This is a genomic window from Streptomyces sp. PsTaAH-124, from assembly GCF_000373685.1.
GTDB classification, from domain to species: domain Bacteria; phylum Actinomycetota; class Actinomycetes; order Streptomycetales; family Streptomycetaceae; genus Streptomyces; species Streptomyces andamanensis.
Genome location: NZ_KB892172.1, coordinates 136,335 through 150,042, shown reverse-complemented (window position 1 = coordinate 150,042; position 13,708 = coordinate 136,335). Strand labels below are relative to the sequence as shown.

Here is a 13,708-nt window from a genome sequence, read left to right as displayed (position 1 = left end):
GGGCCGCCGGGGGCCCGTCACCGGGCCGCCGGGACGGTCATCCGGCGCGCATGTACGGGTGATCGGGCTGCCGTACGGCGTCCGCCTGGGCCCGCTCGCTCGCGTACGCCCGCAGCAGCGCGTCCAGCCGGTAGCGGCCCCCCGCCGGCGCCCCCAGCAGATTCGCCTCGACCAGGGAGTCCAGGACCTCCTCGGCCTGCGCCTCGGAGCAGCCGACCATCACCGCGACCTTGCTGCTGGAGACCGAACACGCCCCGGCGGCCCCCAGCGTGGCGAACACCGCGGCGGGGTCGATCCCGGCCGGCGCCGTCCGCCGGAGCCCGGCGACCTCGGCGTCGAGGCAGGGCCGGACCCCGAAGTCGCCCGCGCACAGCTCGTCCAGCAGCCGCGGGGCCTCCGTGAGCCGCCGGGCCAGGTGCCCGATGCTCCAGTGCGGGCGCTCCAGCAGCCGGGTCCCCGCGATCCGGATCGCCAGCGGCAGGCCCGCGCAGAGCGTCACCACCGTACGGGCCGCCCGCGGTTCGCCACCGACCCTGGCCGGGCCGACGATGCTGCCCAGCAGCTCCAGCGACCCTTCCTCGTCCAACGGGCCGAGCAGCAGGGTGCGCGCGCCCTCCAGATCGGCCAGCCGCCGCCGGCTGGTCACCAGCAGCCTGCTGCCCCCGCTGCCCGGTATCAGCGGCCGCACCTGCGCGGTGCTGGAGGCGTTGTCGAGCACCACCAGCAGACGGCGGCCCGCCGTGAGCGAGCGGTAGAGGCTCTCCCGCTCCGACTCCTCCCCGGGGATCTCGTCCCGGGGCACACCGAGGTCCGCCAGAAACCTCGGCAGCACCACCCGGGCGGTCAGCGGCCGCCCCGCTCCGCCGAGATCCGCGTAGAGCTGGCCGTGTATCGAGGAGCCGCGCATGGCGTGCGCCGCGTGCAGGGCCAGGGCGCTCTTGCCGACACCGCCCCGGCCGGTGACCACCGCCGTCGCCACCATGCCCGCGGGCATCGCGCCGGTCGTGAGGAAGTGCCGCAGCCGCGCCAGCGCGTCGGAGCGGGCCGACAGTGGCAGCGGCACCGAGGGAAGCTGCGCCGGATCGGGCCAGCAGGACCTTTCCCGGGCAGTGGCCGGCGCCGCGGCGACGGCCGCCTCCGGGGCCGCCGCGTGCTGTTCCAGCGGGTCGGGCGTACGGGCCCGGTCGTCGGCCGCGAGGATGTGCCGGTGAACCTCGCGCAGATCGGCGCTCGGCTCCGCCCCGAGCTGTTCGACGAGCAGTACCCGGGTGCGTCGGTAGAGCTCCAGGGCCTCCGACTGCCGTCCCGAGCGGAACAGCGCCAGCATCAGCTTGCCCACCAGGGCCTCGCGTAAGGGGTGCTTGCGCACCAGCCGCACCAGCTCCGGCACGATCTCGGCGTGCCGCAGCAGCGCCAGTTCCGCGTCGAACCGCAGCTCCATGGTCTGCAGACGGAGCTCTTGGAGGTAGCGGCCCTCCACATCACGCAGCGTCCGCGACGGTATGTCCGCCAACGGCTCCTCGCGCCACAGGGCGAGTGCCTCGGCCAGCTCGGCGGAGGAGCCCTCCAGGTCTCCGCGCCCGGCCAGTTCCGCCGCGCGTCGGCGGTGGGCGGTGAACTGCCCGAGATCGCTCTCGTGCTCGCCGAGTTCGAGGAGGTAGCCCGGTGCCCGGGTGAGGATGCGGGCGGAGGCGTGCTCGCCCAGCGACTGCCGCAGGCGCATCACGTAGGTGCGGACGGTCGCGGCGGCACTCGGCGGCGGGGCGCCGTCCCAGATGTACTCGGTGATCCGGTCGACCGAGATCACCCGGTTGGCGTTGAGGAGGAGCGCTGCCATGACCACGCGTTGTCTCGGCGCCGACACGTGCACCTCACGCGCGTTCAACCGGACGGAAAGCGGGCCCAGCAACAGGAAGTTCAAGGGGAGACCTCTTCATCGCGCGACCGGTGGGCAAGACTGCTTCCAGCGTCTTAGGTGACCGTGTAAGGGTCAACGCGGTCCTGTCGTATCTAGATGTATTCCTAGAGCGCGGGCCTTGCGCTCATGCCGCGTTCACGCGGTGCGGTACCATCACGGCGGTCAGGACCAGGCCGCCCACCACGGCCCAGCGGCCGGTGAAGCCGCGCACCACCCCGCCGCCGTCGACCCGGTGGCCCGGCACCGTCAGCGCGGCCGAGAACACCCCGCGCACGGGATCCAGCCGCACGAGCGCGTCGAGGAAGTCCAACGGCCGCCCCGTCAGCGGGAACCACGCCTTGTACACGGACTCCTTGGCACTGAACAGCACCCGGTCCCAGCACACCCCCGGTGCCACTCGCCGGCACTCCTCCAGCGGGGCCCGCTCCGAGGGCACGGTCACCGCGTCGAACACCCCCTCAGGCAGCGGCCCTTCAGGTTCCGCGTCGATGCCGAGGGCGAGCAGATCGGTGCGGTGCGCCACCGCGGCGGCCCGGTATCCGGCGCAGTGGCTGATCGCCCCGACCACCCCGGGCGGCCACAGCGGCTCGCCGCGCGGCCCGGCCAGCACCGGCACCCGCGGCTGGCCCAGCCGGGCCAGTGCCTGCCGGGCGCACCGTCGGCCCGTCGTGAACTCCCGCCGCCGCTGCTCCACGACATGCGCCACCAGGAGCTCCTCCTCCGGGAACAGCTCGGATCCCGGCGGGTCGCCGCGCGACTCCGACACCTCGACCACCGCCGACAACAGGTCCTCGATCACCGGCCGGTGCCCGTCACCGCTGCGCCGGGCCGGACGGAGGGGGCCGTGTGCCATGGCTGCCCGGTACCCGTACCACGGTCGAGAATCGGTCGGCCGGCGGCCGCGGCACCCGCTCCACGGCCGCCGCCGGTTCGCCCACGTGTGCGGTCGGCGGCAGCCGTTCCCGCTCGTCCGGTGGGAACAGCCCTTCGATGGCCGCCCTCGTTCTCCGGACGGGCGACATGGGGGTCGCCGACGGCGTACAGCCTTTCCATGAGGTGCCCTCGCCTCCTCGGCCGGATCCGCGGTGCGCGGTGCGGCCGTACCGTTGCCGCGGAGTCGGATCCAAGTAAATCCCACAGGATTGATCTGCACCGCAACGTTCTCGCCATTCACTGAAGGAACAGCCGGAATTGAACGCGGGCATGCATGGCCGGATACGCCCAGATGGGTACTTGCTGACATTCCGGGGGACATGGCAGGCTGTCATATGCGGTGCCCGTGACTCGCCGATCACCGTCCCTCGGTGTTCCCGGCATTAGCGGGTACTGGCCGGTGCGCCGATGCGGAGGATGTCCCACGTGATCACAGAGCACCGCTCGCCGGCCCCGCGCGGATAAATCGAGAAAGGCTAAAAAGGCCGACATGACCTCGCTCTCGTTAGACAGCGACCTGTGGTGCCGTCGCTTCCATCCCTCGCCGACGGCCACGCGCCGACTGGTCTGCTTTCCGCACGCCGGAGGTTCGGCGAGTTTCTACTTCCCGGTGTCCGCCGCGCTGCGCGGACCGGTCGACCTCCTCGCCGTGCAGTACCCCGGCAGGCAGGACCGCCGGGAGGAACCGGGCGTCCAGGACCTGCACCGCACGGCCGACGAAGTGTCCGAAGCGCTGCGCCGCTGGGCCGACCTCCCCCTGACCCTCTTCGGACACAGCATGGGCGCGCTCGTCGCCTTCGAGGTGGCCCGGCGCGTCGAGCGCGCGGGCGGGCGGATCGACCACCTCTTCGTCTCCGGCCGCAAGGGGCCGTCCGCGGACCGGCCCGAGCCCTCCCACCCGCTCGACGACGAGGGCATCGTGGCGGAGGTCAGGGCCATGAGCGGCACCGACGCCCGGCTCCTGGACGACGAGGAACTGCTGCGGATGGTGCTGCCCGCGCTGCGCGCCGACTACCGGGCCCTGGGGGCCTACCGGGCCGACCGCGACGCCGTGGTGACCTGCCCGGTCACCGCCGTGGTGGGGGACCAGGACCCCTGGACACCGGTCCCCGGGGCCGCGCGCTGGCGCGACCGCACGACGGCCGCGTTCGACCTCAGGGTCTTCCCCGGCGGCCACTTCTATCTCAGCAGCCGGGCGGACGAGGTGACCGGCATGCTCCGTGACCACCTCGCCGGCCCGCCGCGCGCCTGAGACCACGGACGAAAGAGAAGGGGGACCGGGGAGTGACAGCGTCAGCGACCTCCGAGGAGATCAAGCCCGCGCCGCGGCCGCCGAGGTCCGGGCCCGCCGCCGTCGCCCGTCCGCCGGGCGGGGGCCCGCCCGGCGGCACCGGCGTCCGGCGGCTGACCGCCGTGGACGCCCGCATCCTGGAAGGCGTCGCGGTCGGCACCCCGACCGTCCGGCTGGCGGCATCGCTCTATCTGAGCCGACAGGGCATCGAGTACCGCATCGGGCTGCTGATGCGCCAATTCCAGGCCGCGAACCGGCCCGCTCTGGTTTCCCGGGCGCACTCTCTCGGTGTGCTGAGCGTCGGGGCATGGCCACCCCGCGTCCTCCCGGAATTCCTTGAGTCCTAGAAGAGGGAGTCCTGCGAGAGGGAGTCCTGGAAGAGGGAGGGGATGCTGTTCTCCGGCCTTCCTCCGTGAGATCACGCCGCCCCCGGAGGAAAGGCTGAGAAAAATTCACTTCCGGAAGCGGGAAATGTACTCCACCGATATGCTGCCGGATATTTTCCCAGACCTGGACATCGTATCGATATCGCGCCGCGCGACAGGTTGCCGAGCGTCCGGCGGAACGCCGGATTCTGCGGCATCGTACTGTCGGGCAACCTCCGCTGTGCTGCACCTGGGCCGCATCATCGCCCCCTTCTTTCACGCCAATTCACAGGAGCTGTCATGAGTCTGGGATATTTGTTCGGAGGCGGCGTCGGGACCGAGCCGCGGGGACTGGAGCTCCACCGGACCTACGAGGTCGTGCAGAGCTGGTACGAACAGGTCTCCGCGTGGACCGGGCTGACGGTCGGACAGATCCTGGAGGAAGACCTCCCGACCGCCCAGGAGGAGCGCCAGAGCGTCGGCACCGTCCGCGAAGCCGCTCTCGCGATCGGCATACACGACGTACTCGCCTCGTTCAGCCTGCGCCCCGCGGCCATCGGCGGCCTCAGCCTCGGCGCGATGACCGCCAGCTGTCTCGCCGGATCGCTGGGACGGCGGGAACTGTTCGAGATGCTGGCCGGCGCCCGCGACGCCCCGGAACCGCCCGCCGGAGAGCCGGAGCAGGGGGTGGCCATAGCCTTCGGCCCCCTCGCCGACGGCGCCCCCTCCCACCCGGGGGAGAACGTCCCCGGCATCCACCTGGCGGGCGACTTCGGCCCCACGGCCGACGGCACCCAGCGCATCATGATGCTCGCCGGCCACGCCGAAGCACTCGGCGCGCTCGCCGCCGAGGCCCCGCCGGGAACGGTCGTGCCGCTCCCCGGACGCACCATCGCCGTCCACACTCCGCTGCGCCGGCCCTACCGCGACTTCATGGCCCCGCGCATCGACGCGATCCCCTTCACCGACCCCGAACTCCCTCTGCTGTCCTGCCTGGAGCACAAGGTCCTGCGCACCGCGGCCGACGTCAGGGACCTCTTCCAGCGCAACCCCACGAACCCGATCAGCCTGGTCGACGTCTACGGCGGGATGAAGGAGCAGGGCGTGCAACTCGGGCTGGTGATGGGCCCCTCCATACCCGAGGGCATCCTCGCGTTCCCCTTCCCGGTGGTCCACATAGAGCAGCCCGAGCACATCGAGCAGGCCCTGACCACCGCCTACGACCTCGGTATCGACCTCTCCGGCGCCCCGGTCCGGTCGTGACCGCCGCCACCCGCGCCGACCCGGACGCCCAGATCGCGCGTTGGCTGGACACCGACCTCGACGAGTGGACCCGCGCCGTGGTCCGACGGCACTTCGACCCGGTGTCCGGCAGCCCCTACTGGCTCGGGCAGGCCCCCCGGCTGGGCTTCGACCCCCGCGACATCACCCGCTACGACCAGCTCGAAGCCTTCGGTCCGTTCCCGCTCGACCGGCTGCGCGAGGAGGACCCCGCGGACCTCGTCCCGCTGACGGTGCCCAGACCGCTGGCCGGACGGATCTGGGACAGCGGAGGCACCACCGGCACCCCCTGCCGGGTGTTCTACACCCCTGACATGCTGCTGCACCGGGCGATCTGGCGTCGCTGGTCCTTCGTGCGGGAAGGATTCGCACCGGGCCGCACCTGGCTCCAGGCCACCCCCACCGGACCGCATCTGATCGGGAACGGCGTGCGGGAGGTGTCCGAACTCCACGCCGGCCAGGTGTACGCCGTGGACATGGACCCCCGCTGGGTCAAGCGCCTCATCCGGGCGGGACGCCTGGCCGAGGTCAACGACTACACCCTGCACCTGCTGGAGCAGATCACCGACGTCGTCCGGCAGGGCCGCGTCCACTACCTCAACACCACCCCGGCCCTCTTCCAGGCCCTCTGCCGGCACCGGCCCGAACTGGTCGCGGCCCTGGACGGCGTACGCCTGAGCGGCACCCAGATCAGCGCCGACACGTACCGGACCTTCACCGCCGCCCTGCGGGGCGGGATCTGCGGACTGACCTACGGCAACACCTTCGGCAACGCGGCCTGCCTGGACATCGAGGAGGACGGCGGGTTGATCAGCTACGTCCCCAACTATCCGCAGGTCACCATGGCGGTGGTCGACAAGCGCGACTTCTCGGCCCCGGTCGCCCCGGGCACGGTCGGCCAGGTACGGCTCACCGTCCTCCACGAGGACCTCTTCCTCCCCAACATCCTGGAACGCGACCAGGCCCTGCGTCACCCGACCGACCACTGGCCCACCGACGGCGTCGCCAACGTCCGCCCCCTCCAGACCACCAACTCGTCCCCCGAGGGCCTCTACTAAACTGATGTGCGGCTCGTTGTAAACTAGGAAAGCAGCCCTTGACCTGCACATACGCAGGCAGGGAGCCTACTAGTGGGAGTGCTCCGATGTTGCGCACCATGTTCAAGTCCAAGATTCACCGTGCCACCGTGACCCACGCCGACCTGCACTACGTGGGATCGGTGACCATCGACGCGGATCTCCTGGACGCCGCCGACCTGCTGCCCGGGGAACTGGTGCACATCGTCGACATCACCAACGGCGCCCGGCTGGAGACGTATGTCATCGAGGGGGAGCGCGGGTCGGGTGTCATCGGGATCAACGGAGCCGCGGCGCACCTCGTGCACCCCGGTGACCTGGTGATCCTCATCAGCTATGCGCAGGTCACCGATGCCGAGGCGCGGGCGCTGGAGCCGCGGGTGGTGCATGTGGACGCGGACAACCGCATCGTGGAGCTGGGCGCCGACCCGTCCGCGCCGGTGCCGGGCTCGGACCAGGAGCGCAGCCCCCGGTCCGTACCGGCCTGATCCGCGGGGACGGCGGGACGGCAGGGGCGGACGGCATTCCCGGCGGCAGGAACACGACGAGGAGCGAGCCCGGTGGGTGACATCGAGATCCGTGACGACCGGGCGGCCGGGCGGCTGGAGGCCGTCTCGGGCGGTGAGTCGGGCGGTGAGGTGGTCGGCCGGGTCGAGTACTTCGTCCTCGACTCGCCCGGCCGTGCTCTCGTCCCCGTCCACACGATCGTGGACCCGGCCCACGAGGGCCAGGGCATCGCCGGTTCCCTGGCGCGCGAGTTGTACGCCGTCGCCCGGCGCGAGGGTGCCGCCGTCGTCCCGCTGTGCCCCTACGTCGCCGGCTGGGCCGCCCGCCATCAGGACGAGGCCCCGGCGCCCGGTGCCGCGCTGACCGTGGCCGCCGAGACGTGGCTCGCCGCGCACCCGGAGCGGTTCTGAGCGGGGACGGGACGCGCGCCGAGCAGGGCGCCCCGCCGCTGCTCGCCCTGCTCCACACCTCACCCGTGCACGTCCCGGTCTTCGAGGCGCTGCGCGACGCGGACCACCCGGGCCTGCGGCTGCGGCACTTCGTCGACGAAGATCTGCTGCGCAGGGCGCGGGAGGACGGCCCGGACGCGGTCGCGGACGATGTGGCGGCCGTGCTGGACCGGGCCGCCGCCGAGGGCGCGGGCGCGCTGCTGTGCACCTGCTCGACCCTCGGCGCCGTGGCCGAGAAGGCCGCGGGGGTCACGGGGGCCACGGGGGGCAGGGTGGGCGGGCGCGGGCGAGCGCCGGTCGCCCGGCCCGTCGTGCTGCGCGTCGACCGGCCGATGGCGGCGGCCGCCGTGGCCGCCGGACCCCGGGTGGTGGTCGTCGCCGCCCTGGAGAGCACCCTCGCCCCGACCACCGCGCTCCTGGCGGAGGAGGCCGCGCGCGCCGGGCGGCGCGTCACCGTCCGCCCGCTGTTCGTTCCCGGTGCGTGGGCACTCTTCGAGGCCGGGGACACCGAGGGGTACGTGCGGGAGATCGCGACGGCCGTCGACACGGTCCCGGCGGCGGACGCCGACGCGGTCGTCCTCGCCCAGGCGTCCATGGCCGCGGCCGTGGACCGGGTGACGACCGCCGTGCCGGTCCTGGCCGGCCCGCGGCCCGGACTCGCCGCGGCGGCCCACGCGGCGGCCGACGCGGCGGGCGGGGCACGACGGTACGGGTCGGTAGCCCGGTAGCGGATGCGGGTGCGGGTGCGGGTGCGGGTGCGCAGATGGTACCGACGCGACGCGGCCGTCCGGGGTGTCGCCGCCGTGCCCGCGGGTGACTGGCCGCGCGGGGGTCGGGTAGCCGGGGGAGTAGTCCAGCAGCCGACGCCGGAGGACGTCATGACGAACCCGTACCCCGATCCCGTACCGCCGCCGCCCACGCCCGGACCCACCCCCGGGCCGGACCCCGCTCCGGGTCCGCCCGCGCCCGGACCCGACCCGCAGCCCCCGGGCCCGGCGCCCGCGCCCGAGCCGCCGCCGGTCCCGGGACCGCCACCCGGCCCCGGCCCCACACCTCCCGGCCCGACGCCTCCGGGACCGCCGCCCCCGGGCCCGGTGCCGCCGGAGCCCTCGCCGTCTCCGATCCCGCCGGGCCCCGAACCCGTCCCGAACCCCGAGCCGGGGCCACCGCTGTCCTGAGCGGTGCCCGCCTCCGCGACGCGCGGGGCGTGCGGAGGCGTTCGCCCTCAGTACGCCCTGCGCCGCGTACGCCCTGAGTCGAGTACGTCCTACGCCGTGATCTCCGACCGGTCCCCGCCCCACAGCGTGTGGAAGGTGCCGTCGCGGTCCACGCGCCGGTAGGTGTGCGCGCCGAAGAAGTCGCGCTGCCCCTGGGTGAGGGCGGCCGGCAGACGCGGGGCGCGCAGGGCGTCGTAGTACGCCAGGGCCGCCGCGAAGCCCGGCGTGGGCACCCCCTGGCGGGTCGCGGCGACCAGGACCTCGCGCCAGTCGTCCTGGGCGGCGGCGATCTCCTGGGCGAAGGTGTCGTCGGACAGCAGGCTCGGCAGGTCGGGGCGGGCGTCGTAGGCGGCCCGGATGCGGTCGAGGAAGGCCGCGCGGATGATGCATCCGCCGCGCCAGATGGCGGAGACCGCGCCCAGGTCGATGTCCCAGCCGTACTCCTCGCTGCCCGCCGCGATCTCGTGGAAGCCCTGCGTGTACGACACGATCTTGGAGGCGTACAGCGCCTGTTCCACCCGGTCGGCGAAGGCCGCCGCCTCCGACTCGGACAGCGGGGACGCCTTCGGGCCCGCCAGGTGGCGCGAGGCCCCCCGCAGCGCCGCGTGCCCGGACAGGGACCGGGCGAAGACCGCCTCCGCGATGCCCGACACCGGCACCCCGAGGTCGAGCGCGATCTGCACCGTCCAGCGGCCGGTGCCCTTCTGCTCGGCCTGGTCCACCACCACGTCCACGAACGGCTCGCCCGTGGCCGCGTCCACGTGGGCCAGCACCTCCGCCGTGATCTCGATCAGGTACGAGTCCAGCCGGCCGGTGTTCCAGGTGCGGAAGATCTCCGCGATCTGGGCGGGGGAGTATCCGGCGACGTCGCGCAGCAGCTGGTACGCCTCGCCGATCAGCTGCATGTCGGCGTACTCGATGCCGTTGTGCACCATCTTCACGAAGTGGCCCGCGCCGTCCGGACCGACGTGCGTGACACACGGCGCGCCGTCGGCCGCCTTGGCGGAGATCTTCTCCAGCATCGGGCCGAGCGACTTGTACGACTCGGCCGAGCCGCCCGGCATGATGCTCGGGCCGTGCAGCGCGCCCTCCTCGCCGCCGGAGATTCCGGTGCCGACGAAGTGGATGCCCTGCTCGCGCAGCTCCCGCTCGCGGCGCCGGGTGTCCGCGAAGTGCGCGTTGCCGCCGTCGATGATCATGTCACCGGGCTCCAGCAGCGGCGCGAACTCCTTGATCACGGCGTCGGTCGGCTCCCCGGCCTTGACCATGACGACCAGACGGCGCGGGCGCTCCAGGGCCGCCACGAACTCCTCCGCGCTCTCGGCCGGGACGAAGTCGCCCTCCTTCCCGAACTCCTCCACCAGCGACCTCGTCCGTGCCACCGTGCGGTTGTGCACGGCGACCGGGTAGCCGTTGCGCGCGAAGTTCCGGGCGAGGTTGCGGCCCATGACCGCGAGTCCGGTGACGCCGATCTGGGCTGTAGTGCTCATACCGCCTGCTCCTCGAAGATCCGGTGGACCACGGGGTCCTGTCGTCCGTGGCTGGTGCCGTCGTGCCGTCGTGCCGTCGTGCGTCGTGCCGTGCTGCGGGGGTGCGGGGGTGCGATGACGTCCGTGTGCGGTCGTCCGGTGGGGCGATGATGCCCCGGCGCGGTGGTCTCGTGGTGCAGCCGTGGTCGTCGGCGCGCCCGCCGTCCTGTGACCATCCTCGCGTGACGGTACGCGGCCCGCACATCCGTCCCATCGGCCGCTCCTTCCTCTTCCGGCCCCTCCTGTGCTGGTTCTGTTCCGGCCCCTTCCGGTCCTGGTGCGCCGGGTGGCGGCGACGCCGGACGACAGGAGGCCGATTGCCGTCTTGTCATGGCTCGTTCGCGGCGTCTACTTTTGCCGCTCCTGACGCATGGCGAGGGGACTTCGGACATGGCCGCACGCGGCCGGCACCGCCGGTACCAGCCGAACAGGATCAACCGTGCCTCACTGACCGTCACGGTGGGAGGCGCCGGCATGGCCATCCCGCTGATCGGCGCCGGCACCGCCTACGCGGCCGACGCGGCCACCTGGAACAAGGTGGCCGCCTGCGAGTCGAGCGGCGACTGGAACACCAACACGGGCAACGGCTATTACGGCGGGCTCCAGTTCACCCGGTCCACCTGGGCGGCGTACGGCGGCATCAGGTACGCGCCGCGCGCCGACCTGGCCGGCCGGGAGCAGCAGATCGCCGTCGCGGAGAAGGTGCTCGGCGGGCAGGGGCCGGGTGCCTGGCCCGTGTGCGGGCCGCGCGCGGGACTGACCCACGCCCACCCGGCACAGGCGCACTCCGTGCCGACGCGGACCGTGCGGACACAGACCGCGCAGGCGCACCCAACGCCTGTGAGTACCAAGGGCGTTGCGAGCGCGGTGCGCGACGTCCGGCCGCAGACCACGCCCCAGTCGCGCGCGGGCACCGTCGAGATGTACACGGTGGTCAGCGGAGACACCCTCTCCGGTATCGCGGACGACCGCGATGTCCGGGGCGGCTGGCCCCAGTTGTACGCGGACAACCGCGCGACCGTCGGGTCCGACCCGGATCTGATACTGCCCGGTCAGCGGCTCTCCCTGCACCCGTCGCGGCAGGCGCCCGCCCCGCACCCGCAGCACACCCCGGCCACCAAGGCCGACTCCGGACAGAAGCAGAAGCAGAAGCAGAAACAGAAGCCCGAGCGGAGACAGAAGCCGAAGGCCGCCGCCGCCGAGCCGAAAGCCGTCGCGAAGCCGAAGCCGAAGCCCACCACCCGGGCCGGGAGCGGCAGTTCCCGCCACAGCGGGCACCCGCACACCACCTCGCACACCCTCGTCGCGCCCGTGCACGCCTCGATCGGCACCGCCTACCGTTCCTCCGGCTCGCACTGGTCGAAGGGCTATCACACCGGCGTCGACTTCCTGGTGCCCACCGGCACCTCCGTGCACGCCGTCGGCGCGGGCCGCGTGGTCACCGCGGGCTGGGGCGGCTCGTACGGCTACCAGGTGGTGATCCGGCACGCCGACGGCCGCTACAGCCAGTACGCGCACCTGTCGGCGATCTCCGTACGGGCCGGTCAGACGGTCACCGCCGGGCAGCGCCTCGGCCGCTCCGGCGCCACCGGCAACGTCACGGGCCCGCATCTGCACTTCGAGGTGCGGACCGGGCCCGGTTTCGGCTCCGACATCGACCCGCTGCGCTATCTCCGCGCGGGCGGCGTCGGCATCTGAGAGGCGGCGGCGTCAGTTCCTGGTGCCGGGGACGTCAGGAGCTGACGCGGGGACGGTGCCGGTCCGTCACGGGCGCGGGCATCGGGACGTACGGGACGCAGTAGACCAGTCCGGCGCAGAACGAGCCGCCGTACGCGGACGGTGCGGGCAACAGGGCCTTGACCTGGGCCTTCACCGGGGCCGTCCCGGACGGTCCGGACGGTACGGCCCCGGCGGGCTCTCCCGTGCCGACGGCGTCGACTCTGGCCACGGGTGCCACGGGTGCCACGGCCGGCGTCGGCTGCGTCGGCACCGCCACTACCGCTGCCGTCGTCACCGGCGCCGTCCCCTCCGGTGCTGCCGCCTCTGCTGCCGTCTCGTCCCGAGCCGCCGGTTCCCCCGGTCCCGCTCCGGCCGTCCGCGCCTCGCGCTCGATCCGTTCCGTGGTGAGCAGGATCAGGCCACCCGCCGCCGCGACCCCGCAGCCCAGGGCCAGCACCGTGCCGGTGGTGCCGTACCGGAAGCTCTCGCCGAACATCGTGATGCCCACGGCCGCCGCCGCCATCGGGTTCACCACGGTCAGGGTGGCCAGCGGCGCCGCGAGGCCGCCGCCCCGGTAGGACGCCTGGGACAGCAGCATGCCGACCGTGGCCAGCACCGCGATCACCGCGAGCGACGGCAGTTCGGACGCCGTGACGCCGTCCGTCCAGTCCACCGCGACCGCCTTGGTGAACACGGAGGACATGCCGAAGGCGACGCCGGAGCCGACGGCGAGCAGCACGCTGCGCACCGCGGGATGCCGGTGCGCGGCGCGCCCCGCAGCCGTCAGCGCGAGCACCGCCGCGGCGGTGAGGACGGCCAGGACCACCCGCTGGGCGCCGTTCAGCGACTGCGCGTGCGAGGCGCCCACCAGGGACAGCAGGCCCGCCAGGCCCACCGTCGCCAGGACCGCGCCGCGCCAGGCGGCGGCACCGGCCCGGCGGCCGACCAGGAGCGCGGCCATGGGCAGCGCGAACACGATCGTGAGGGCGCCCAGCGGCTGGACCAGGCTGAGCGGGCCGTACGCCAGCGCCACCACATGGAGGAGACCGCCGAGGCCGTTCAGCGCGACGGCCGCCCACCAGACCGGGCGGCGCAGCGGCGCGTACCGCTCGCCGGGCGCGGACACCGCGACCTGCTCCTGCACGATCGCCCCGCCGGCGTACGCCACGGCGGAGACGAGCGACAGCAGCACGGACAGCGCGAGGGCGCTCATGAGCTGGTCCTCTGCGGGAGGCCGGGGCGTCGGGCCCGGCGCGGCGAACAGGCGGCTTCCATGGTCCAACACACTGCCGTGCCGATCTCTTCCCGTCGTCGTCCCTGAGCATTCAATGGGTCATACTGCCGATGGAGTACGCGTCATGCGGTGTCCTCCCCTGGGTGGGCGACACCCGCGCGACACCCCCGAGAACAGCTCCGGGAACCC

Annotated in this window: 12 protein-coding genes; 8 read left to right on the top strand and 4 right to left on the bottom strand. The window is 73.3% G+C overall.

The window, feature by feature from the left end:
• Positions 1-37: 37 nt before the first annotated feature.
• Together B086_RS0119775 and B086_RS0119770 are read right to left on the bottom strand one after the other, a co-directional pair.
• Complete coding sequence (locus B086_RS0119775; protein WP_267880891.1) at positions 38-1,864, bottom strand: AfsR/SARP family transcriptional regulator; 1,827 nt, start codon at positions 1,862-1,864, stop codon at positions 38-40.
• A gap of 178 nt (positions 1,865-2,042) precedes the next feature.
• Positions 2,043-2,771 carry a 4'-phosphopantetheinyl transferase family protein gene (locus B086_RS0119770; RefSeq protein ID WP_018568167.1) on the bottom strand — a complete coding sequence of 243 codons (729 nt, stop codon included), beginning with the start codon at positions 2,769-2,771 and terminating at the stop codon, positions 2,043-2,045.
• A 570-nt stretch (positions 2,772-3,341) separates the two neighbouring features.
• On the opposite strand from B086_RS0119770, the gene B086_RS0119765 reads away from it, so the two are divergent.
• The 7 genes from B086_RS0119765 to B086_RS0119735 all read left to right on the top strand — a co-directional run bounded on the left by B086_RS0119765 (position 3,342) and on the right by B086_RS0119735 (position 8,548).
• A complete protein-coding gene (locus B086_RS0119765) occupies positions 3,342-4,103 on the top strand; it encodes a thioesterase II family protein (RefSeq protein WP_026252588.1) in 762 nt (253 codons plus the stop codon).
• Positions 4,104-4,135: 32 nt separating this feature from the next.
• Complete coding sequence (locus B086_RS0119760) at positions 4,136-4,489, top strand: hypothetical protein (protein WP_018568165.1); 354 nt, start codon at positions 4,136-4,138, stop codon at positions 4,487-4,489.
• Positions 4,490-4,807: 318 nt separating this feature from the next.
• Positions 4,808-5,770 carry a malonyl transferase gene (locus tag B086_RS0119755; protein ID WP_026252587.1) on the top strand — a complete coding sequence of 321 codons (963 nt, stop codon included), beginning with the start codon at positions 4,808-4,810 and terminating at the stop codon, positions 5,768-5,770.
• Entirely contained in the window at positions 5,767-6,846 is a 1,080-nt protein-coding gene (locus B086_RS0119750; RefSeq protein ID WP_018568163.1) for an arylcarboxylate reductase component, read from the top strand. Before B086_RS0119755 ends, B086_RS0119750 begins: the two co-directional genes overlap by 4 nt.
• An 86-nt stretch (positions 6,847-6,932) precedes the next feature.
• Positions 6,933-7,352, top strand: coding sequence for an aspartate 1-decarboxylase (gene panD / locus B086_RS0119745; RefSeq protein WP_026252586.1), 420 nt, complete (start codon positions 6,933-6,935; stop codon positions 7,350-7,352).
• A gap of 72 nt (positions 7,353-7,424) precedes the next feature.
• Positions 7,425-7,781, top strand: a complete 357-nt coding sequence (locus B086_RS0119740) for a GNAT family N-acetyltransferase (RefSeq protein WP_018568161.1) — start codon at positions 7,425-7,427, stop codon at positions 7,779-7,781.
• 38 nt (positions 7,782-7,819) lie between these two features.
• The gene (locus B086_RS0119735) at positions 7,820-8,548 is read left to right on the top strand and encodes a hypothetical protein (RefSeq protein ID WP_051115872.1); all 729 of its coding nucleotides are present in this window, start codon (positions 7,820-7,822) and stop codon (positions 8,546-8,548) included.
• 539 nt (positions 8,549-9,087) lie between these two features.
• Here B086_RS0119735 and gndA read toward each other — a convergent pair.
• A complete protein-coding gene (gndA, locus tag B086_RS0119730; RefSeq protein WP_018568159.1) occupies positions 9,088-10,527 on the bottom strand; it encodes an NADP-dependent phosphogluconate dehydrogenase in 1,440 nt (479 codons plus the stop codon).
• Positions 10,528-10,956: 429 nt separating this feature from the next.
• Between gndA and B086_RS0119725 the strand changes: the two genes are divergently transcribed.
• Positions 10,957-12,264 (top strand): transglycosylase family protein, encoded by a 1,308-nt coding sequence (locus B086_RS0119725; RefSeq protein WP_018568158.1) that lies wholly within the window; start codon positions 10,957-10,959, stop codon positions 12,262-12,264.
• A gap of 34 nt (positions 12,265-12,298) precedes the next feature.
• On the opposite strand, the gene B086_RS0119720 is transcribed toward B086_RS0119725, so the two are convergent.
• A complete protein-coding gene (locus tag B086_RS0119720) occupies positions 12,299-13,498 on the bottom strand; it encodes a DMT family transporter (RefSeq protein WP_018568157.1) in 1,200 nt (399 codons plus the stop codon).
• Positions 13,499-13,708: the final 210 nt, after the last annotated feature.